Origin of the sequence: Steroidobacter sp. (assembly GCF_036402275.1) — a bacterium.
Classification (GTDB): Bacteria; Pseudomonadota; Gammaproteobacteria; order Steroidobacterales; family Steroidobacteraceae; genus Steroidobacter.
Genome location: NZ_DASWTF010000053.1, coordinates 89468 through 110801, shown reverse-complemented (window position 1 = coordinate 110801; position 21334 = coordinate 89468). Strand labels below are relative to the sequence as shown.

The 21334-nt window shown below is 63.1% G+C and carries 17 protein-coding genes; 12 read left to right on the top strand and 5 right to left on the bottom strand.

Annotated features, from left to right (window positions below):
- Position 1 precedes the first annotated feature (1 nt).
- From VGD45_RS32290 to VGD45_RS32280, 3 genes are read right to left on the bottom strand one after another with little or no spacing between them, the layout of a single operon-like run.
- Positions 2-1408 carry a hypothetical protein gene (locus VGD45_RS32290; RefSeq protein ID WP_331159538.1) on the bottom strand — a complete coding sequence of 469 codons (1407 nt, stop codon included), beginning with the start codon at positions 1406-1408 and terminating at the stop codon, positions 2-4.
- The gene (locus tag VGD45_RS32285; protein WP_331159537.1) at positions 1405-2631 is read right to left on the bottom strand and encodes a glycosyltransferase; all 1227 of its coding nucleotides are present in this window, start codon (positions 2629-2631) and stop codon (positions 1405-1407) included. The genes VGD45_RS32290 and VGD45_RS32285 overlap by 4 nt, the downstream gene beginning before the upstream one ends.
- Positions 2631-3827, bottom strand: a complete 1197-nt coding sequence (locus tag VGD45_RS32280; protein ID WP_331159536.1) for a glycosyltransferase family 4 protein — start codon at positions 3825-3827, stop codon at positions 2631-2633. The genes VGD45_RS32285 and VGD45_RS32280 overlap by 1 nt, the downstream gene beginning before the upstream one ends.
- A gap of 271 nt (positions 3828-4098) precedes the next feature.
- Between VGD45_RS32280 and VGD45_RS32275 the strand changes: the two genes are divergently transcribed.
- The 10 genes from VGD45_RS32275 (at position 4099) to VGD45_RS32230 (ending at position 15921) form a co-directional block, all read left to right on the top strand.
- Complete coding sequence (locus VGD45_RS32275) at positions 4099-4719, top strand: GDSL-type esterase/lipase family protein (protein WP_331159535.1); 621 nt, start codon at positions 4099-4101, stop codon at positions 4717-4719.
- Between the two features lie 218 nt (positions 4720-4937).
- On the top strand, positions 4938-6053 hold the full coding sequence (locus VGD45_RS32270; RefSeq protein WP_331159534.1) for a zinc-binding alcohol dehydrogenase: 1116 nt from the start codon (positions 4938-4940) through the stop codon (positions 6051-6053).
- A 54-nt stretch (positions 6054-6107) separates the two neighbouring features.
- Positions 6108-7157, top strand: a complete 1050-nt coding sequence (locus VGD45_RS32265) for a Gfo/Idh/MocA family oxidoreductase (RefSeq protein ID WP_331159533.1) — start codon at positions 6108-6110, stop codon at positions 7155-7157.
- Between the two features lie 6 nt (positions 7158-7163).
- Positions 7164-7925, top strand: a complete 762-nt coding sequence (locus tag VGD45_RS32260) for a hypothetical protein (protein ID WP_331159532.1) — start codon at positions 7164-7166, stop codon at positions 7923-7925.
- Positions 7926-7931: 6 nt separating this feature from the next.
- Entirely contained in the window at positions 7932-9149 is a 1218-nt protein-coding gene (locus VGD45_RS32255; protein ID WP_331159531.1) for a glycosyltransferase family 4 protein, read from the top strand.
- A complete protein-coding gene (locus tag VGD45_RS32250) occupies positions 9149-10687 on the top strand; it encodes an ArnT family glycosyltransferase (RefSeq protein ID WP_331159530.1) in 1539 nt (512 codons plus the stop codon). The genes VGD45_RS32255 and VGD45_RS32250 overlap by 1 nt, the downstream gene beginning before the upstream one ends.
- Positions 10688-10695: 8 nt before the next feature.
- Positions 10696-11868, top strand: a complete 1173-nt coding sequence (locus VGD45_RS32245; protein ID WP_331159529.1) for a glycosyltransferase family 2 protein — start codon at positions 10696-10698, stop codon at positions 11866-11868.
- Positions 11869-11903: 35 nt separating this feature from the next.
- Positions 11904-13451, top strand: a complete 1548-nt coding sequence (locus tag VGD45_RS32240; protein WP_331159528.1) for an oligosaccharide flippase family protein — start codon at positions 11904-11906, stop codon at positions 13449-13451.
- A gap of 48 nt (positions 13452-13499) precedes the next feature.
- On the top strand, positions 13500-15020 hold the full coding sequence (locus VGD45_RS32235; protein ID WP_331159527.1) for a hypothetical protein: 1521 nt from the start codon (positions 13500-13502) through the stop codon (positions 15018-15020).
- A gap of 235 nt (positions 15021-15255) precedes the next feature.
- Positions 15256-15921: a PEP-CTERM sorting domain-containing protein gene (locus VGD45_RS32230; RefSeq protein WP_331159526.1), complete on the top strand. Its 666-nt coding sequence runs from the start codon at positions 15256-15258 to the stop codon at positions 15919-15921.
- A gap of 75 nt (positions 15922-15996) precedes the next feature.
- Here the strand turns inward: VGD45_RS32230 and VGD45_RS32225 are convergent, their stop codons facing one another.
- Together VGD45_RS32225 and VGD45_RS32220 are read right to left on the bottom strand one after the other, a co-directional pair.
- Positions 15997-18045, bottom strand: a complete 2049-nt coding sequence (locus VGD45_RS32225) for a Gfo/Idh/MocA family oxidoreductase (RefSeq protein WP_331159525.1) — start codon at positions 18043-18045, stop codon at positions 15997-15999.
- 121 nt (positions 18046-18166) lie between these two features.
- A complete protein-coding gene (locus VGD45_RS32220) occupies positions 18167-18889 on the bottom strand; it encodes a YdcF family protein (protein WP_331159524.1) in 723 nt (240 codons plus the stop codon).
- Between the two features lie 42 nt (positions 18890-18931).
- On the opposite strand from VGD45_RS32220, the gene VGD45_RS32215 reads away from it, so the two are divergent.
- The gene (locus tag VGD45_RS32215; protein WP_331159523.1) at positions 18932-20089 is read left to right on the top strand and encodes a PQQ-dependent sugar dehydrogenase; all 1158 of its coding nucleotides are present in this window, start codon (positions 18932-18934) and stop codon (positions 20087-20089) included.
- A gap of 208 nt (positions 20090-20297) precedes the next feature.
- Positions 20298-21332 carry a UDP-glucuronic acid decarboxylase family protein gene (locus VGD45_RS32210; protein WP_331159522.1) on the top strand — a complete coding sequence of 345 codons (1035 nt, stop codon included), beginning with the start codon at positions 20298-20300 and terminating at the stop codon, positions 21330-21332.
- The last annotated feature ends 2 nt before the right edge of the window (positions 21333-21334 follow it).

Genomic DNA, 21334 nt, shown 5'->3' with positions numbered 1-21334 from the left:
GTTACAGACCCAGATCCACTTTAGAAATAACCCACTTGAACTTGCCGCGGGAGGTGCGCTCGAGGCGCTCGACCTGCTCGATGTCGACGCGCATGTCCGCACCGAGGCGCGCCTTGAGCTCCCGCACCAGGTGGTCGGCATCCTTCTGACTGTATTCCGGCCGGGGAATCAAGCGCACCACCAGCCGGTCCAGATCAGTTTGCACCAACTGTGAGGCTTCGATCGAATCCAGCGGCTTGAACGGATGGGTGAGCACGGACGGTGGAATCAGTCGCCCGTCCTTCAGCCGCAGCAGATCCTCGGCCTTGGTGGTCACATCTTCCATCAATCGCAGGGGACGGCCGCAGCTGCACACGTGGGTTTTGAGTGCAGTACGGTCCGTGGTGCGATAACGCAGCATGGGCATGCCGATGTTGTGCAACGACGTGCCTACCATGATCCCTTCCTGCCCGGCGCGCAATGGCTGGCCGTCGTCATCGCAGATCTCGGTGATGCCATATTCCTCGCACAAGTGATGCCCTTCGTGCTTGTCGCATTCGACGGCGAACACCACGCGCTCGGCAGCCGCGTAGTAATCGAACACGCGACACTGGAACGCAGCTTCGATGGCCTCGCGCTGGAAGTCATACAGCGTTTCGGAAGAAGTGATCACTGCTTTCACCGGCAGCCGCTCGCCGCGGTTGAGCAGCACTTTCGCAAGCACGTACAGCGAGGAGGGATAGCCGTCCATCACCGTCGGCTTGAACTCGCGCAACACTTCGAAATAGCTGACGAGATTCTCCGGCGTCAGATGGAAACTCGACATCAGCAGCTGATTCAGGCTGTGGTTGTGGCGCCAGAAAGGAGGGCGCTTCTGCGAGAGCGGCACGATCACATTGCCGCGAACCACGGCGGCGCGGTCGCCATCTCGCTGCAGACGGGCGCCGGCCCAGCGATACTGACGATCCATCACGGCATAGTTCATCGTGATCATCTCTTCGCTGTAGTAGATCTGCAGCGGCGATCCGGTCGTGCCGCTGGTGTGACCTTCGGTCAGGCGACGATCCTCGGGGCGCTTGGACTTCAAATCCTCGGTGCGGCGCTTGATCGTTTCGCGCGTGAGCACCGGAATGCGCGGCAGATCTTCCTGGCCGCGAAACTTGTTCGCATCGATGCCGTGATGACGAAAGAGCTCATGGTAGTAGGGCACATGCTCGTCGGCGTGACGAACCACGGCGCGCAGCCTCTCGTCCTGCCATTCGCGCATCTTCTGCGCATCCCACCACTGGCTCTCTTCGAGCAGCGCGCGGAACTCTTCGAAACGTCCGCCGTAGCGCTGACGCTCGAGTCGTGCGCTGAACGCGCTGACCAGCGCGCTCTGCACCGAGGCGGGCGCGAGATCATAGATGCGCTTGAGCAGCGGATTCATCGCTTCGCCTCCTCGACGACGCGGGCGTAGTGACGAGCGAGGTCTTCGCTGAGCATGGGCCAGGCGTAGCGTTGCTCGGCTCGCTCGCGGGCCGATGCGCCGAGTTGCTGGCGACGAGTCTGATCGCGCAACAGATCGATCACGGTGCGTGCGAAGGCTTCGGCGTCATCGGCGAGCAGGAAGTGCTTGCCGTTCTCGCCATCGATACCTTCGGCGCCGACGGTGGTGGCGACGATCGGCTTGCCCTGCGCCATTGCATCGACCATCTTGAGCCGCGTGCCGCCGCCGACGCGCAGAGGCACGACATACACGGCGGATTTTGCGACCCACGGTCGCACGTCATCGACGAAGCCCGGCGCTTGGATCGCAGGATCGCTGGCTGCTGCCGCGAGGATGCGAGCGCTCGGTCGTTGACCGATGGCATAGAAACGAACTTCCGGTACAGCGGCCTTGATCCGCGGCCAGATCGACTCGATGAACCATTCCACCGCGTCCCGGTTGGCGAACATGTTCATGCCGCCGGTATAGATGAGCGCGGGAGTTTCCTCGCCCGGGCGAGGTGCGAAGTAATCAGTGTCGACGCCGTTGGGTACGACTGCCGTTTTCGCGCCGGGGCAGATTTGTTTCAACATCTTCGCATCGGCATTGGAAACAGTGATGTTGAGCGCGAACTTGTCGGCCTGCTCCTGCTCGAAGCGGATCAGACGCTCAGTCTGGGCGCGTACATACATGCGAGCGGCCGCGCCCGCTTCATGATCGGCGCGTCGCTTCATCAGCTGCGATTCGATGTTGTGATGAGCGAGCACAGTGGGCACGTTCGCGCTGTAATGCCGGAACGGCGCAAGCGCGATCGTATCCAGATGCAGGATATCGGGCTTGCGGCTCTTACAGATCTCCTCGATACGCTCGGCCAGCGCGGTGCTCTTGTGAGCAAGCACGCTGAAAGGCTTGGGATAGACCGCGCCCGCGGCGAAGGCGACGAGCTTGTGCAGCGGGGACTGCTTGGGCCACAACGGAAAATACTCCAGCTCGGCGCAGAACTTTCCAAGCTCTTCACGACTGCGAGCCAGCGGCTCGCCGTGCGGCAATTCATCGGGATGATGGAACGCGAGCAGTTGCACCTCGTGCTTGCGCCCGAGCTCGCGTAGCAAATTGAAGCCACGCTGCAACACGCCTCCATGCGGCGGATACGGAACGATCTGCGTGACGAAGGTAATGCGCATCAGTGAGTGCCGGTCGGCGGATTGCCGAGAATTTCGTCGTACAACGCTTCGTAATCCGCGACCATGTTGCGAACCTGGAATCGCTCCGCATGGCGGGCGCGGGCGGCTTCGCCGAGACGTTTGCCGAGGGCCGGATCTTGCAGCAGGCGGTGCAAGGCGTCGGCCAGTGCGCTCGGGTCGCCGGGCGGCACGATCAAGCCGGTTTTGCCGTGCTCGATCACGTGGGGATTTTCACCGACGCTGGTCACTACCATGGGGCGTGCGTCAGCCATCGCTTCGAGCACGACCACCGACATCGCCTCCCAAAGCGAAGATTGCACGAAGATATCGCACACCGGCAGCGCGCAATCGGAGGCTTCCGGAATCCAGCCGAGAAAACGCACGTGCTGCTGGTCGAGCCCGAGTTGCACGGCCAATTCCTGCAACTGGGTTTGCAGCGGTCCGCCGCCCACGATCAGCAAGCGGAAACGGGCGCCGCCGTTTTTCAGTTTCACCGCGGCTTCGAGCAGATGATGCAGACCCTTCTGGGGAATCAGCGTGCTGATGCTCGCGATGATGGGATCGGTGCAGCCTTCGATCGCCGCCTGCACGCTGGGCGAAATGCGCGGCGACGGCGCATTCACTCCGTTCCACAGAACGCGCATCCGCTGTTCGGGAATGCCATACAGCGTGCGGATGGAATGGGCCTGTGCGTGACCCACCGCGACCAGCGTATCGGGCACCCGCCAGAGCAATCGCTCGATCCGTTTGAAATGCGGCTCGCGATGCGGGTAGTTGCCGAAATGAAAGGTATGAATGTGCCGGATTCCTGGCGTCAGCAGCCGGCACGCCGAGCCGTCCATGAAGCCGTGCATGTCGTGCGTATGGATGAGGTGGAAATCACGCTGCCGGATCAGCCGGCGCAGCTTGATGAAGGTGAGCCGATCCAGCTTGCCATATTCCCGGCCGGGCAGCGGCAGCAGCTCGACGCCCTCGCGCTGCATTTCGTGGCCGACCACGCCGTTTTCTTTCAGGTAACAGACGCTGACATCGAAACGTCGCCGGTCGATGTTCTTTGCCAGACAAGCCATGACGCGCTCGGCGCCGCCGACGTGCAGCGTCGAAGCCACGATCAAGACGCGGCGCTTGCGTGCGGCGGCGGCCTTCGAGCGGCTCGCGGCGAGCGCCCCGTGTGCTGGGGAAGCGTCGGTAGTCACTCGATTGTCGTGTATTCTTGGCAGCTCGGTCACGCGGGTACCGGTCAGCAGGTCAGGAACCGCGAATGATATCTGCAGAGTAGCGGGATCCGTGTGACTTAGTTGGCGGTCGGTGGGGCGCAAGTGTTGTCCTTGCCGACAGGTCTTATCATCGCTCGCCGCGGACGGTTCCATGTACAGACGACAGTTCTATTGGCTGCTGCCATGGCTGCTGCTATATGCCGGCGCCGCAGGTTCGCAGTCCTCGCAGGTCGGAGATTCCCCCCCAGTTATGGACCCAGTGAAGCAGGTCTCGTCCACGGCCACCCTTGTGCTGGCCGGCGCATCGTATGTAGGCGGCTGGAAAGAGCCGGAGCTGCCGGGCTATCGCGTGATCAATCGCGGCGCTGGCGGCGAGGAGACCCATCAGGTGCTGGCACGCTTCGAGCGGGACGTGATTGCCGCTAAACCGCAGGCGGTGCTGATCTGGGGCCACATCAACAACGTGCACCGGGCCCCGCCCGGCGGCATCGAGGCCGCCAAGGAAAAAGCCAAGGCGGACTACCGCGAAATGGTGCGCCTGGGCCGTGAAAACGGCATCGAGGTGATCCTCGCGACCGAGGTCACCGTCAGCGAGGCCGTGGGCCTCGCGAATCGGCTCGTGGCTTTCATCAACAACCTGCGTGGCAAGCAGAACTACAACGCCTGGGTCAACGAGCACGTCCGCGATGTGAACGCCTGGTTACGGACTTATGCCCGTGAGCAGAGGCTGCGCTTGTGGGATTTCGAGAAGGTGTTCGACGATGGCGAAGGTTTCCGCAAGCTCGAATATTCGAGCGAGGACGGCACGCACATCAGCGCCGACGGTTACGCCGCCTTGACGAATTATGCCCGGGCGCAAATTCGCCAATAGGTGTAAAAAAGGCCGTCAAATCCCGTTAAAAAATGCGTCACTGCAATGTGAGCATTGCATCGCAGACCCGCGCCGACGGCATGCGCCATGATGCACGGATCGCGAGCATCGCTCCTGTCCCTTTGACCTAGTGCAGGCGCTGCCCCGGTGGTGTCCACTAGCGGGCTGCAAAGTCACCCTCGAGAATTTGGGGCCGAAGGCCCGTTTGAGAATCAAGAATGCCTACCTGGCTCATCAACCTGCTCGGATCCGTCTATTCCAAGCTGCCGGTGGCGATCCGTCCGCCGCTGAAGCGGGTGTTCCTGTGGGGCCTGATCCGGATCCAGGGGCTGACTTCGGGCCGCCGCGTGCAGCAGGGCAAGCACGTCGAGTTCCTCGACTTCGAAATCGCTCACCTCGAGCCGTACGAATTTCTCTCGCCTGCCCCGAACGAAGTGCAGGTTCGCGTTGCACGTACAACAGTGAGCCCTGGCACCGAGCGCGCCGTGCTGTGCGGTCTGCCGGGTGCGCGTCGACCGTTTCCGTATGTTCCCGGTTACTCGGCCGCAGGCGAGGTCGTGGCTGTCGGTAAGAACGTGAAAGGCATTTCGGTCGGCGATCAGGTCGCGGGCCGCGTGCATCATTCCAGCAACGAGACCGTGCCTGCCGCGCTGTTGTTTCGGGTGCCGCCGGGCGTCGGTCCGGAGTCGGCGAGCTTCATCGAGCTCGGCATCATCACCTTGCAGGGCATCCGCAAGGCTCGCATTTCCGCTGGCGATCGCGTGGCGGTCGTGGGCCAGGGCCTGATCGGTCAGCTGGCCAACCGGCTGGCTCGCGCGGTCGGTGCTTCGACCGTCATCGCCGTCGCGCCGAGCCGCCGTCGAGCCAAGACCGCGCTGTCGGGCGCCGGCGCCGATGAGTTCATTTCCCTGGAGAAGGGCAATCAGGTGCTGGATGAGATCCAGGCCGACGTCGTGATCGAGGCAGTGGGTACGCCCGACGCCGTCACCACGGCGATGCAGTGCGCCCGCGACGGCGGCAAAGTCGTGCTGCTCGGCAGCTCCCGGGGCTTGAGCCGCGATGTGGATGTTTGGTCCACCACCCAGCAACGTAATCTCACGATCATCGGCGCGCACATCAGCGCGATTCCCGAACGCGACGCGAGCCTCACGCGCTGGAGCTATCGGCAGGAAGGCAAGCTGTTCCTGGACCTGCTGCACGCCGGCCGCCTGCAGGTCGCCGATCTGATCACGTGGCACGCCGCGCCGAACGAATGCAATGCCGTATTCGAAGTGCTGGCCAAGGGCGGCGCCGACCAGGTCGCCATCAGTTTCAACTGGCAGGCCGCCCACTAACTCAGCTGCGCCGCGCGCGTAATCGAATAAAAGTTTCTTGAAGAGGTGACATCGGTGGAACCGTTGAGAATTGGTATTGCAGGCGCTGGCGCGATCGCGCAACGAAATGCGCGCGAGGCCGCGACTTCCGGCGCTGCGAAGATCGTCGGCGTGTTCGATGTCAATCAGAAGGTCGCGCGCGACATGGCCAGCGCGCTCAAGGCTCCGTTCTTTCCCACCTACGAAGATCTGCTGCGCAGCCAGGAAGTGGAAGCGGTGCTGCTCTCGACCCCGCATCACTTGCACCGGCCGCAGACCGTGCAGGCCGCGAATGCCGGCAAGCACGTGCTGGTGGAAAAGCCGATGGCCAACAATCTCGAGGAAGCGGAGGAGATGATCCGCGCCTGCCGCGAGAACAACGTCAAGCTCAGCGTGAATTACAGCTTTCGCTATCTGCCGAAGATCCGCAAAGCGAAGGAGCTGATCGACTCGGGTCTGCTCGGCACCATCACCGGCGTGCAGATCGTTTCCCATCAGTTCAAGGATCCGGGTTACTGGACCGGGGCGCGCAGCAACTCGCCCGACAACTGGCGGGCATCGCGTGAGAAGTGCGGCGGCGGCTATCTGATCATGAACGTCTGCCACATCATCGATTACATCTACTTTCTCACCGGCCTGAAGGCCTCGCGCATCTACAGCGAATACGGCACGCTCGGCTCCCCGGCCGAAGTCGAAGACATCATCTCGATCTCCTATCGACTGGATAACGGCGCGATCGGCTCGATCAGCGCCAGCTCCATCATGCGCGGTACGGAACAATCCGAAGAGCGCATCTGGGGCACTAATGGCAGTCTGATCCTGAACGGCGAGGGCATCTCGTTCTATTCGACGCGGCCCATCGACGGCAAGCGGCCCGGTCAGCTGTACCACATCAAGAAATTCCCGACGTTCAGCTGGACGGCGGAGTGGGTGCGGCAGTTCGCCGCCGCCGTGCGCAAGGCGGATGGCCAGCCCGAAGTCTCGTTCCGCGAGGGCTGGGAAAATCTGGCCTTCATCCGCAGCGCCTATGCCTCGCTCGAGCGCGGCGCGGCGCTCGAAGTGCCGAAGTTCGAAACGGTCAGGTAATCCATCGTGGCCGCAATGATCAACGACGCAGCGCAGTTCAAACTGACGGTGGAGCGCGTGCAGCCGCCGGTCGCCGCACGCGGCACGCTTCAGACGTATGGTGTGGCAACTGCCGAGGACAATGCGACCGGACGAGTGCTCGCGTTGCTGCCGTCGCCCGATGTCGGGACGCTCGAGGTCGAGAGCACTCAGTGCATTCCGATCGACGGCACTCTGAGCGCGGAAGTGGCGTTGCATGTGCCAGCCCTGGCGTTGTCGCTGTGGGCCTGGGAACAGATGCAGCTCGAAATCGGCGAGTCTGCCGTGTACACGGCGGAGTCGCCGTTCGAGCATTTCCTGGGCGAGACCGCCATCCTGCGCGGCGCGCTGCCGGTGATTCAGCTCGGCGCCGTGTCGAATTATCGAGCCCCCGGCGCAGTGGAAGTGCTCGCCGTCGGCGAGACCTTGCTGAATGAATTGAAAGGTCGTCTCGCCGACAGCGTCGGCCTGGTGGCCATCGATCTGAGCGGCAAAGCCGAAGTGACCGATGTCATTTTCGAGACGCTGCCGCGCTGGGGCCGGCTGCTGCTCGCCGCGCATCGGCCCGCGCCGATCAATATCGATTTTTATAACAACGTGCACCGTAAGGGCATCGACATGCGCGGCTGCTCGTTCGATCCGTTGCAGGTGTTCGATCCGGCGCGGCGCGCGGACTTTGACGTGTTCATTCGCCGCGCCATCGCGCTGCTCACGCGACGTCCGGAAATGGTGCTGGCCAAGCGCACGTGATGCTGCATGACTGCGGGCAACACAACGGATAGCAGACGTGACGCGGGCCGGCCGGTCCGCGTCTGCATGCTGAGTTACTACTACGCGCCTCATTACAGCGGCTCGGCGATCCAGGCTCGAAATCTGAGCCATCATCTGCAAACGCGCGGTGTGGAGCTGTTCGTGGTCAGCGCCAACCTGACCGGCAGCGCCGAGTACGAGCTGGTCGAGAGCATCCCCGTGTATCGCTTGCCGGTGGTGAAGACGCCGTCGCTGCAGGTGCTGTCGTTCATGCTCCGGCTGGCGATGTTTCTGATCCGCCGTCGCAACACGTACGACGTGATCCATGCGCATGGCACGTTACAGCACACCATCGCCTCGCTGGTGGCGCGCCTGCTTGGCAAGGGCGCGTTGCTGAAGGTCGCGATGGCTCACAGTGACATCGATTTCAAAGGGCAGGGCAGGCTGTGGGGCCGTGCGAATCGCTACCTGGTGAGCCGGTTCGATCGTTACATCGCCACCAGCCGCATCATTCAAGAGGAATTCCGCCAGCACTCGTTCGCCAACGGCCGCGTGCACCTCATGCCGAACGGCGTGGACACCGACACCTTTCGGCCGTGCGCGTCTCGCGCCGAAAAATCCCAGCTGCGCGCGTCGTTGGGCTTGCCGGACCGTCCGACGGTTTGTTTCGTCGGCATCATCATTTCTCGTAAGAACGTCGATCTCGCCGTGCGCGCCTTTCGCGAGGTGCGCCGAGCGCAGATCGATGCGCAGCTCGTGCTCGTCGGGCCGCTGCCCGAGCGCAGCGATGCAGGCGCCTGGCGCTACTACGAGGAGCTGCTCCAATATGTGGAGCGCGAAGGATTGAAGGATTCCGTGATCTTCACGGGCCTGCAGCCGACCGCGGCGAGCTATTTGCGCGCCTCGGATGTCTTTTTGTTTCCGTCCAAGCAGGAAGGCATGCCGAACGCGTTGCTCGAAGCGATGTCCTCGGGCCTGCCGAGCGTGGCCTCGAAGATCAGCGGCACCGAGGATCTGATCGAGCAGGGGAGCAATGGCTTCATGTTTGCTCTGCAGGACGAGCCTGCTTTCGCGAGCACTCTGATCGAGCTGCTGCGCAATCCCGAGCTCGCCCAGCGCGTCGGCGAACAGGCGCGCCGGTTCGTCGAAAAATCCTATTCACTGCGCGCTCTGTCTGCTCGTTACGAGCAGATCTATCGCGACCTGACAGACGCTCACGCGTAATGCTCAACGCCAAATCGCCAGCGCTGTGGATCTCGCTCGCGGTGCTCACTCTGGTGACGCGCCTGCCGTTCTTTTTCGTCGACGTGATCGATTGGGATGAAAGCACCTTCATCCTGATGGGGCACTCGCTGCTGAACGGCTTCCTGCCTTACACCTACATCTGGGACAACAAGCCCCCGGCGATTTTCTTTTTGTTTGCTGGAATCATCAGTCTCGGCAACGACGTGCTGGTGGTGCGGATCTTCGGCGCGTTGCTGGTATTCGCAACTGCTGCGGTGGTGTACGCGCTGGCGCAGCGCCTGCATTCGCATCGTGCCGGCGTGTTTGGCGCGGTCGTCTACATCCTCAGCATGAGCGCGACCGTGTCGGGGCAGGCGACGACGTCCGAGCTCATCTCGACGCTGCCGGTGCTCGTGGCGCTGTGGATCCTGGTCGCACGACGTGACAACGCGCTGTGGTATGTCGCGATCGGCGCGCTGCTCTCGTTTGCGACGCTGGTCAGGCTCAATCTTGCGTTCGTCGTGATTGCCTGCGCGCCGCTGATCGCAGTTTATCAGTGGGAGCGCGGGGCAAAGGAATGCGTCAAAGCGCTGATCGCTTACGGCATCGGCGGCATCGCCGTACTGCTGGCGTTCATGGCGCCGTATGCTTTGAGCGGGTCGTTTCCGTTGTTCTGGTATTCGGTGTTCGAGGCCCCCTTCGCATACGCGACCACACAGAGCGGGCCGCTCGCGAATTTCGTGCAACACGCCTTCAACGCCATGGGCGTTCGCTGGGGATTCAATCCTCCGCAGTTCGCGGTCGGCGTGGCCGCATGGGTGGTGGGCGTGGCGGGCGCTGGCCTTGCTATCAAAGCGGCGATGGGCCGCGATCGCGAGCAGCGCATGACATTGATCAGCGTGCTCGCTTTCGTGATTGCAACGGGCCTGTCGATCGTGGTGAGCGGCGTGGCGCCGATGCACTACCTGATCGGCATGCTGCCCTTTATGACATTGTTGGCCGGCATCGCCTACGCGTACCTTGCCGAGCGACGCCTGCTCGTCGCCGCGGTCGCGACCATCGCCGTGTGCGCGGTGGTGATGCTGGCGCCGGTGGCGGCCGAATATAAAACCGCCTGGCAGCGGGTCGGCAGCGACAAGGGCCTGATGCACGGGCCGGCCTACGACGTGGCGGACTATCTCAAAGCGTCGTGCGCCAACAGCAGCTGCAAGCTCTATCTGCTGGAAGATCACCTGGCCTACACGCTGCTGAATGTTTATCCACCTCGAAAGATCGTGACCCACCCCTCGAACATCTCCAAGCCCTCGCTGTTGCAAGCGGAGATCGGGGCCGCGCCGACGCCCGAGGCGGAGATGCGCGCGGTCCTAGGGACACATCCGGATTTCATCGTGAAGCAAGAAAAGGTCTGGTATCTTCTGCCCGCGCAGGAACAGATCCTCGAGCAGACGTTGCAACAACATTACCGGCTGGTCCATGAGGTCGATGGGCGGCGGATCTATCGGGCAACCGGCAATCAAGCTCCGCGGGACACGCTATGACAAATGACATGAGTTCAGTATCGCTGGCTGCCTTGGCCGACCGGGCTCCCGCCCCGGAGCGCAGCCCCGTGCGACCCGCCGATGCCGCCGCCGGCGACATCGAGCTGTCCATCATCATTCCCACCTTCAACGAGATCGGTAACGTCGAAGAGCTCGTCTCGCGCGTGCGCAAGACGCTGGTCGGCGTCAGCTGGGAAATGATCTTCGTTGACGATGATTCGCCCGACAAAACGGCCGACCGCGCCCGGCAGGTCGCGCGCGGCGATCGTCGCGTTCGTTGCATCCAGCGGCTCGGCCGCCGCGGCCTGTCGAGCGCTTGTGTCGAAGGAATGCTGGCATCGCCTGCGCCATACCTCGCGGTGATGGACGCCGACCTGCAGCACGACGAGACCATCCTGCCTCGCATGCTGGAACTGCTGAAGAGCGACCAGGCCGAGCTCGTCGTCGGTTCGCGTTACGTCGGCGGCGGCGGTATCGGCGACTGGAACGCCATGCGCGCTTCCATGAGCCGCTTCGCCACGCGCCTGAGCCGGCTGGTGTTCAAGCAGGACGTGAGCGATCCGATGAGCGGCTTCTTCATGCTCAAGCGGGAAGTGCTGGATAACAGCGTGCGCTCGCTGTCGAGCCTCGGTTTCAAGATCCTGCTGGACATGATCGCGTCCTCCAGCGGCAAGCTGCGCATCGCCGAAGTGCCTTACACCTTCCGTAATCGTTTTGCCGGCGAGAGCAAGCTGGACAACGCGGTGCTGTGGGAGTTCGGCATGCTGCTCGCCGACAAACTGGTGGGCAAGTATGTGCCGGTTCGTTTCTTGTCGTTCGCCGCCGTCGGCGGCGCGGGCGTGGGTGTGCACGTCGCCATCCTGTCCCTACTGCTCAACGCCGTCGGGCTGCCGTTCACGACCAGCCAGGCGTCCGCCACCATCGGTGCGATGGTGTTCAACTTCTGGGTCAACAACTTCCTCACGTACCGCGATCGTCAGCTGAAGGGCTGGCGCTGGCTGAAGGGCCTGGTCAGCTTCATGCTGGCGTGTAGCGTCGGTGCGCTGGCGAACGTGGGCATCGCGTCCTATCTGTTCGAGAACAAAACGCAGTGGCTGCTGGCCGCGCTGTCCGGCGTGCTGGTCGGCGCGGTGTGGAACTACGCGATCACCCAGATCTACACGTGGGGCAAGCCGAAGTAATAGCGCGCGCGCTCCGGCGCGCGCCCTGATTCCTCATGAGTGGCGGTCAAAGTATTGTCCGAGGGATAGTCTCGAACTGGGCGGCGCTCGGCCTGAGCATCGTCATTTCGTTCTTTCTCTCGCCGTTCGTCGTCAACAAGCTCGGCAGTGTCTATTACGGCATCTGGGCGTTGACGCTGCAGTTCACCAGCTACCTGCACCTGCTGGATTTCGGCGTGCGCGAATCGGTGGTTCGCTACACGGCGAAGTACTGCGCGCGCAATCAGCCGGGGCAGCTCAACGCGGTGCTGACCACCGCTGCGCTCACTTATCTGCCCATCATCCTGTTTTGTTTGTTGATCACTGGCATAGCCGTGTGGGCGGTGCCGGGTCCGTTCAACATCGAGCCGGCGTACTACGAGGAGACTCGCTGGGCGGTGCTGTTCACCGGCCTGACGATCACCCAATCTTTCTTCTTCAATATTTTCCTCGGCGTGCTGCAAGGCCTGCGTCGCTACGATCTGGCGAACGGCCTGGAAATGGGCATGCAGGTGTTTCGCGTGGCCGCCATCGTCGCGCTGTTGTCGATGGGCTTCGGGCTGGTGGCGCTGTCGGCGATTCAATTCGGCGCGGCGTTGCTCACGGGCATGATCGTCATGGTCATCGCCATCCGCTTGCTGAAGCAGCGCGGCGTGAAGCTGCGTCCATCGTTACCTAAGGGCAAGCGGCTGCCGGCGATGACCCGGCGCATCGTCGGCTACGGCTTTTATTCCTTCGTCCACAGCATCGCGCAGAAGATCGTGTTCTCTTCGGACGTGCTGATCGTCGGCATGATGATGGCAGTGCAGTCGGTGACGTTCTATTCGATCGCCGCGACGCTGACGCAGTATCTGAAGACGCTGGTCGGCACCAGCGCCAAAGTCTTCCTGCCCGTCGCGAGCGAGATGCAGGCGAGCGGGCGCTCGGGCGAGCTCAGCAAACTGTTCCTCGCGGGCGCCAAGCTCAACGTGCTCATCGCCATGCCCATCGCGCTGACGCTTGCCATTCTCGGCACGCAGTTCGTCGGCTTGTGGATGGGCCCGTCCTTCACGGCGCCGATCGAAATCGTGCTGCCGATCCTGGCGGTCACGCAGATCCTGTCTTCGCCACACAACGTGGTAGTAAACATTCTCTACGGCATCAGTCGTCACGCGGCGCTCGCGTGGCTGCGATTGGGTGAGGCCGCGATCATGGTCGCGCTGAGCCTCGTGCTCGCGAGGTCGTATGGCCTCATGGGCGTGGCGCTCGGCCAAGCCATACCTCACGTGATTCTGGTCGTGATCGTGTTGCCGTACCTGTTGCGCTCCATTCTCGGGCTGCCGGTGTGGAGTTACATCGCCGGGGTGTACATGCGCCCGGTGATCGCCGCCGTGCCATTTGCGCTGGGCGCGTGGTGGGTCAGGCACAACGTGCAACTGAGCAATCTGATCGAGTTCGGGCTGGCGGTCGCGCTGTTGTTGGTGCTGTACGCTCCATGCGTCTATGCGATCGGACTGACGGGCTCCGAACGGCAACTGGTGTTGCGCAAGCTGGGCCTGCGTAAATCGGTGCCGGCGCTCAGCTGACAACAAAGATTCGAACGGCGCTGAGCTCAGCGCGGGAGTCATCGAGACATGAAGGCCAGCGGCTCGCCGCCGTCAGCAGGATTCCTGCAGCGAACGCTCGGGCGCATCTTTCTGGCCGAGGACGGGCCGGCGATGCTCGCCGTGGCGCTGTTCGCTCTGGTCGCCCTGGTGCTGTCGATCCAGCCCCTGATCGAAGCCGTCCAGCACATCCCGCTCAGCCGCGCTTATAACGAGGGCTGGAACGCCTATCACGCCTTGCGCGTGCTGGAAGGGACGCCGCTTTATCCGGTGAGCGCCACCGAGATCGCCAACAACTATCCGCCGCTGTCGTTTCTAGTCGTGGCCGGCGTCGCCAGCCTCATGCCAGGACAGGACATCGTCGTTGCTGGCCGGTTCGTCGCGCTCGCCGCGCTGCTGGGTACGGTGGCGCTGTTGTATTCGATGCTCATTGCCGCGGGCACAAGACGATGGGTCGCGGCAGCGGTGGCGCTCGCGTTCTATTGCTTCGTGGGCACCTGGGCTCGCGTGTACATTGCGATGAACGATCCGCAATGGCTCGCGCAGGTGCTGTCGCTGCTCGGCGCGTGGATCGTGTGGCGTCATTCCGAGTCGCCGAAGGCGCTGGCATTAGCCGCTGCCGTGATGGCGATCGCCGGGTTTGCAAAGCCCGTGGTCCTCGCCGTTCCGACAGCGACCTTCATCTGGTTGATGATCTACAACCGACGCGGTCTGATGGCCTGGTTGGCTGGCGCGATCGTCACCGGAGTAATGGGGCTCGCGCTTTGCGTCTGGCTGTATGGCGATGGTTTCGTCGAAGGCGTATTCAAAACGCCGCGCGTATGGTCGACGGCCGTGGCGGCAGCGAATCTCACCGGCTGGCGCAATATCCTGATCGTGCTCGCGGTGCTCATCGGCCTCGCGTTGTGGGAGTTCTTTCGAGCCGAGCGCCGCATTCCGCAAGATAGGTTTGCGCTCTGGTACCTGCTCGCGGCGATCGGCTGGACGGCGGCGATGATGTTTGGCGACGGCATCTCCATCAATGCATTGTTCGAGCCCATCATCGCGTCGTGTCTCGTGGTCGGGCTGGCGTTGGAGCGCATGCTGCGCTCGCAGTCCCGATTGCTGGGCACACTGTTCGTGCCGCACGTCGTGCTGGCGGCTGTCGGAATGTTTATCTGTCTCGGAGCGTATCAGCGCGTCGGCGTCGCTCTGGAAGAGCTGGGCGCACTCGATCAGCGACGCCGGGACACGGCCGAAGCGGTCGAGGCGCTCTCGCAAGTGAAAGGGCCGGTGGCCTGCGAGCAGCTGCTGTTGTGTTTCTGGGCCGACAAACACGTCCCGTTCGACTTCTTCAACTTCGGACAGCGGATTGCGCTCGACACCGAGGCCCGAGAGGGCTTCATTCAGCAGGTCGATGGCCGCAACTACGCAGCCCTGCAGTTCATCCGGCCGCAGTCCCTGGGCTCTTTCCGCCTGCCACAGCCCGTCAACGACGCGATCGCTCGCAACTATGCGATCGCGTACACCTCGTCAGTCGGCGTCGTGGCCACGCCCGCCGCCAGCCAATAATCCCGTCGAGGATTTTTACAACTGCTGGACGACAGGCTGCCGAAACCTCCAGGCAGCGGGCGTTTTGCCGGTGTATTTCGTGATGGAGTCCGCAAATTTCTGCCGTTTTTGCCCGATTTGCACGGACAAAAGGGCAAGTGCTTAGGGTTTGGTATGCGACTTGCTTTGCTATGGGGCAGCAAGGTTGACCCGTGGGTTAACCCTTCCGAATCAAGGTTCAACATCAGGAGAAGACATGTTACGGCCCCTGTTCATCACCTCGCTGCTTTCGGTCTGCGGGCTGGCCAACGCCGACGTGATCACGTTCGACGAAGTCCCGTCCGCCGAGGCGATCACCACTGCCGTGGATTCAGGGGGCTATCACTTCACCTCCAACCACATGCACACCTACGGCTGCGGTCACTGGGACCTGGTCGCCTCCAACGGCACCACGCACCTGGGCTATGAGTCCGGCCGCGGCGCGCCGATCACCATGACCCGTCAGGACGGCGGCGAGTTCTCGCTGTTGTCGCTGGATGCGTCCGAGTTCTACCCGAACAGCGGCGGCGATCGTCCGAACGCGGAGTTCCTGCGCATCGTGGGCACCTGGCTCGACGGCACCACCGCGAGCCTCGATCTGTTCCTCGACGGCATCGCCGCCGACGGCACCAATGGCGTGGTGGACTTCGAGCACTTCACGCTGCCCGCGATCTTCACCAACGTGGTGTCGATCGTGTTCGAAGGCATGCGCACGACCTGGCGTGACGGCCTGGGCTACAGCGGCGGCGTCGCCATCGACAACCTCGAAGTGGCGACCGGCGTCGTCGGCACTAATCCGACCAACGTGCCGGAGCCGGCCACGCTGGCGCTGCTCGGTCTGGGTCTGGTCGGCATGGGCATGGCCCGCCGTCGCAAAGCCTGAGCCTCGACAGGCGCTTCATAAAAAAACGCCACCGCGTGCGGTGGCGTTTTTCTTTTGGGGTAAAGGAAAGAGCGCCTAGGCGGCGCTCTCCGATCGCTGCTCGATCGGGGCAGGCGGCGCGGTGTTGGCCGCGGCGATCACCTGCTGAGAAATGGCCGGGTGATAGTTTTCCGATTTGAACGCGGCGTACAGATTCAGCGCGGGCTTACCGGGGCGCAGCGCCTTCTGCAGCAGCACCGCCAGACCGCTCAGCATCTTCAGCACCGGGAACGGCATCCAGAAGAATTTGAGCTCAGGCCGGGTCTTGCGCAGGCGGTTCGCCAGATCGCCGCGAGTGGTCGGCGGCACTTCCACCAGATTCACCATCGCCGGGGCGGCGTCGAACGATTCGGCATACGAGCGAATGACCTTGGCGGCGGTGTGCACGTCACAAACGCTCAGCGGCTTGGACGGCCCACCCATGCCGACGAACAGACGCACCACGTCGCGACCCAGCCGGCCCGGCGGCGTGAAATCCTCGAAATCGACCAGCGGTCCGAGGCGAATCGTACGAACATCGACGACCCCGGTCGCGGCTCGCTCGATGGCGATGGCTTCCGCTTCGGCCTTGGCCCACACGTACGGTCCGCGGGACAGATTGCCGCGATCCACCGGCGAATCTTCCTTCAACACACTCGGGCCCGGCTTCATCACGGCGACGCTGCTGATGTTGATCAGCCGACGCACGCCGGCGCGCTGCATGGCGTCCAGCAGATTGCGAGTGGCGACGATGGAGTTGCGCTCGTGCGCCGCCTGATTGCCGGCTGTTTCGGCGGCGAGGTGGGCGACGACAGAAACATCTTTCATCGCATCGGCCGGCACTTCGCGGCCGAGATCGCCTTCGATATATTCGATGCCAGGGACCTGTTGCCGCGCCGACGGTTTCCGTCGCACCAGCGCGCGCACGGGCCAGCCCCGTTGCCGCAGCTCACGCAGCGTCGGACGACCCAGGAAGCCCGATCCACCCGTGACCAGCACCACACCGCGGGAATGATCGACGCGGGGCAGGCGAGCGGTGCGCTCTTCCAGGCTGCGACGAGCTTCTTCCTCGGCTCGCGCGTCCACCGCATGCAGGCGCTGTGAGATTTCCTCGCAGATCTGCACCGTGTTCATGATCGACGCGCGCTCCATCGGCAACGGCGCCGAAGGCGAGCGCACGCTGTTGTACAAGCGTTCCAACAGTTCGCCCAAGCCGGGATAGCTCTTCTGCCGACGGAACAGCAGGCGACCGACGCCGCCGACACTGCCCCAGAACTTTTGTGACGACGTGCTGAAAGGCTTGAACACCACTGCAGGAGCGGAGGCGCCGGGACCGAACGATTTGACGATGTCGCCGAGAATGAAGTCGGCGGTGACCGAACCGTTCGTGCCGACGACGCGCAGATAAGATTCCACCGGTCGTCCGCGCAGCGTGACGATCAGCGTGGCCAGCGTTTTGCCGCTGCGGATCACGGCGCGCACTTCGCCTTCGGGTGCAACTTCAAACGAGGCGAGCTGCGGCGCGGCGCCTGGCTCGTGCTCCAGGGCGCTGAGCAGCAGATAGACCGGATGCGGCAGGATGTCGATCAACTGATCGACTGCCGACAGCGGCGCGCCGCCATCGGGCCGCCGGCGCACCGGCTTGAAAGAGAAATAACTCTCGACGTGGATGATGTCGCCGATCATCGGCAGGTGCTGCTGATACAGCTGCCCGGCGCGCTGAAACAGCACTTGGTGGGCAGCGCAGGCGCGGAGGCCGCGGCTTTCGGCGAGATCCAGAATCTCAGTCGCTTCGCGCCGGTTCAGCGCAAACGGCTTTTCGACATAAACACTCGCGCCGGCCAGCAGGCACTGCCTGGCGAGCTCGAAATGGGTGTGCGGCGGAGTGACGATGTGGACGATGTCCGGCTTCACCTCCTGCAGCAGCTGGGCAGGATCGGCAAAGGCCAAAATGTCCGCGCCAAAGCGCTCCTTGATGTCCGCGGGCGTAAGGAACGGGTCGCCGACGGCCACGAAGCGGGCACCCGGCTGGAGCCGGATGGCTGTTCCGTGCTTCTGGGCCATCTTGCCGCCACCCAGAATTGCGACCCGAAGTTCCTTGCTCATGACACCTCGCCGATGCGAAAAGGGCGGTGAGTTTACCCGCCGGGCCCGGCCCCCGGGTGGGACCTGACCCACACGTTGATACCGAGGCTACGAACCGCGCAGCTTAGCGGGAGAAATGCCTTCATGCGCGGCCCCTAAGTCGGTAGTACAGGCGGCCCAGATATTCGTGAATCGCCAGATCCGACACGGCCAGCGAGTTGGGCGAGGGGCGGGGCTCGGCGCGCCATATTTGATTCGGCAACTGATGATCGGTCGGCGCTGGAATGGCTCGCAATTGCTGTCGTTCGATCGCGCCCATGGCGCGGGGCAGATGGCCCGCGGAGGTGACCAGGAAGAACGGTTCGTCCCGCACCAGCGGGCGCAGATTGACGGCGCTCTCGGCGGTGGTGAGCGAGCCTTCTTCGAGCACGAGCTGGTCGGCAGGAACGCCGAGCTTGGCCAGCACGGCGCCCATGGTGCGCGCCGTCGGGGCGTCGCCCGACACGATGACTCTGCAATCGGGCCGATCGTGGAACAGCTCCAGCGCCAGCAGAACGCGATAGGCGGCCGACGCGCTGAGCCGGCCGCTCAGCGGCATGTTCGGGTCCTCGGCGGCCCATCCGGTCAGCACGACGATGTGCCGCGCCTCGGGAAACTGTCGTCCGTCATGCACGGTGGGATAGGCATATTCGAGCGGGCGCATCAGCGAGGAGGCCGTCATGCCCGATGAGAAGACGAACGCCAGCGCCCCGGAGGCCGCGAGCAGCCACCAGGAGGCGCGTCGTGTCTTGCCCCACATACTTGCGAGCAGACCCAGAACGAATAACAGATACGCCGCGCCCGATGGCAGGACTATCTCGCTCAACGCAGTCTCCCTATGATTTAGTGAATCGATAGCGGAGTTTCGATGCTACACAAACGGATCGCGAGACAGCTGCTGCGGATAATCGAAGTGGCGGCGCTTGGATGTTTGCTGATGCGTGCAGGCGCAGCGCTCGCGCAGGAGCGCGTTGCGAGCGAGCTCATTCCGTTGCAGGTCGAGACGGTGGCCGATGGCCTCGAGCATCCCTGGTCCGTCGCCTTTCTGCCCGACGGCCGAATGCTCGTCACCGAGCGTGCCGGACGAATGCGCCTCGTGACTAGCGCGGGCGAAGTATCCGCGCCGTTGAAGGGATTGCCCCCGGTTGCCGCGCGAGGGCAGGGTGGATTGCTGGATGTCGTGCTCGCGCCAGATTTCGCCGAATCGCAGCAAGTGTTCTGGTCGTATGCAGAACAGCGGGCGGATGGCAGTGGCACGAGCGTCGCGCGCGGTCGGCTGATCCGCGACGGCTTCGAAGATGTGAAAGTGATATTTCGCCAGTCGCCCGCGGTGCAGAGCAATGGACACTTTGGCTCACGCCTGGTGTTCGCGCGCGATGGCGCTCTGTTCGTCACGTTGGGCGAGCGGCAGGCGCGACACTTCGCCGTACGTGCGCAGGATCTGGAAACTCACTTCGGCAAGATCGTTCGGGTGGATCGTGACGGCAGAGCATTACCGGACAATCCATTCCTGCGCGTGCCCGGAGCGCAGCCTGAGATCTGGTCGTACGGTCACCGCAACGTGCAGGGCGCCGCCTTGCACCCGCGGACCGGCGAGCTGTGGACGGTGGAGCACGGACCCAAGGGGGGCGATGAACTGAATGTCGCCAGGGCCGGCGCGAACTACGGCTGGCCACTCGTGACTCACGGCATCGCTTATTCCGGAGAACCGCTCGGCGTAGCCACCGAGCGCGAAGGCATCGCGAAAGCAGTGAAATACTGGGTGCCTTCCATCGCAACCACCGGTCTCACGTTCTACACCGGCGATCGCCTCGCGCCGTGGCGGGGAAACGTATTTGTGGGCGGGCTTTACGGGATGCTGATCCGGCTCGAGCTCGGCGGCGAGAAAGTCGTGCGGGAGGAACGTTTGCTGACGGAACTCAAGGAACGCATTCGTGACGTGCGGCAGGGGCCGGATGGATGTTTGTACGTGCTGACGGACAGTCCGAAGGGACGGCTGCTGCGGATCGACCGCGCCGCTTCTTGAGCTCGTGCGGACGCTGCCAGCAGAGTACTTACGATGCCTGCGCGGCGTCGCTCAGCGTCTGCAAGAGTTGCTACAGGATAAGAAATGAAGTCCCGTTCGGGCGCGCAGCAGGGTACAAACGTTGTTCGAAGGAACCGTTTTTCGCGGCGGAAGGTTGTGCCCGTGCTCGGAACGTACATCACGTCCGTCTTCAGCGGGAACCCAAGTCATGAAACAGTTCGACAACAAACGTGTTCTGGTCACCGGCGGGGCGGGATTTCTCGGCTCGCATTTATGCGACCGGCTGGTGGCGGACGGTCACGACGTGCTGTGCGTCGACAACTTTTTCACCGGCTCCAAGGTCAATATCAAGCAGCTCATCGATCGCCCCGGCTTCGAGTTGATGCGCCACGATGTGACCTTTCCGCTGTATGTCGAGGTGGACGAGATCTACAACATGGCCTGTCCGGCTTCTCCCATTCATTACCAGCACGATCCGGTTCAGACCACCAAGACCAGCGTGCACGGCGCGATCAATATGCTGGGGCTCGCCAAGCGCGTCGGAGCCAAGATCCTGCAGGCCTCGACCTCGGAAGTGTATGGCGATCCGTCCGTGCATCCGCAGGTGGAAGAGTATTGGGGGAACGTCAATCCGATCGGCCTGCGCTCCTGTTACGACGAAGGCAAACGCTGCGCCGAAACGCTGTTCTTCGATTACTACCGGCAGCACCGGCTACGCATCAAGGTCGCGCGCATCTTCAACACGTACGGTCCGCGCATGCATCCCAACGACGGGCGCGTCGTGTCGAACTTCATCGTGCAGGCACTGCAGGGTCAGCCCATCACCATCTACGGCGACGGCAGTCAGACGCGCGCGTTTTGTTACGTCGACGACATGATCGAGGCGTTCCTGCTGCTCATGGACAGTCCCGATCACGTCACCGGTCCGATGAATATCGGCAATCCCGGCGAGTTCACCATGCTGGAGCTGGCCGAGGCGGTGCTCGATATAACCGGGTCGAAATCGAAGATCGTGATGCAGCCGTTGCCGGTCGACGATCCGAGGCAGCGACGGCCGGACATCGAAAAGGCGCATCAGCTGCTCGGCTGGACGCCCAAGGTGCCGTTGAAAGAGGGCCTGGCGCGGACGGTCGAATATTTCGACAAGCTGATCGGCGCGCCGAAGAAGCGAGTGCGGGTCGCGCCGATCACGTCGGTGCAGGCGGGAGGAGGGGGCGACGCCCGCGCGGCGGCGCGGGCGTGAGC

What these genes read in the sequence shown, in the direction of transcription:
- VGD45_RS32290 (WP_331159538.1), bottom strand. Translation starts at nt 1,408, where the DNA reads ATGAATCCGCTGCTCAAGCGCATCTATGATCTCGCGCCCGCCTCGGTG.
- VGD45_RS32285 (WP_331159537.1), bottom strand. Translation starts at nt 2,631, where the DNA reads ATGCGCATTACCTTCGTCACGCAGATCGTTCCGTATCCGCCGCATGGA.
- VGD45_RS32275 (WP_331159535.1), top strand. Translation starts at nt 4,099, where the DNA reads ATGGACCCAGTGAAGCAGGTCTCGTCCACGGCCACCCTTGTGCTGGCC.
- VGD45_RS32270 (WP_331159534.1), top strand. Translation starts at nt 4,938, where the DNA reads ATGCCTACCTGGCTCATCAACCTGCTCGGATCCGTCTATTCCAAGCTG.
- VGD45_RS32255 (WP_331159531.1), top strand. Translation starts at nt 7,932, where the DNA reads ATGACTGCGGGCAACACAACGGATAGCAGACGTGACGCGGGCCGGCCG.
- VGD45_RS32250 (WP_331159530.1), top strand. Translation starts at nt 9,149, where the DNA reads ATGCTCAACGCCAAATCGCCAGCGCTGTGGATCTCGCTCGCGGTGCTC.
- VGD45_RS32245 (WP_331159529.1), top strand. Translation starts at nt 10,696, where the DNA reads ATGAGTTCAGTATCGCTGGCTGCCTTGGCCGACCGGGCTCCCGCCCCG.
- VGD45_RS32240 (WP_331159528.1), top strand. Translation starts at nt 11,904, where the DNA reads ATGAGTGGCGGTCAAAGTATTGTCCGAGGGATAGTCTCGAACTGGGCG.
- VGD45_RS32235 (WP_331159527.1), top strand. Translation starts at nt 13,500, where the DNA reads ATGAAGGCCAGCGGCTCGCCGCCGTCAGCAGGATTCCTGCAGCGAACG.
- VGD45_RS32230 (WP_331159526.1), top strand. Translation starts at nt 15,256, where the DNA reads ATGTTACGGCCCCTGTTCATCACCTCGCTGCTTTCGGTCTGCGGGCTG.
- VGD45_RS32225 (WP_331159525.1), bottom strand. Translation starts at nt 18,045, where the DNA reads ATGAGCAAGGAACTTCGGGTCGCAATTCTGGGTGGCGGCAAGATGGCC.
- VGD45_RS32215 (WP_331159523.1), top strand. Translation starts at nt 18,932, where the DNA reads ATGCTACACAAACGGATCGCGAGACAGCTGCTGCGGATAATCGAAGTG.
- VGD45_RS32210 (WP_331159522.1), top strand. Translation starts at nt 20,298, where the DNA reads ATGAAACAGTTCGACAACAAACGTGTTCTGGTCACCGGCGGGGCGGGA.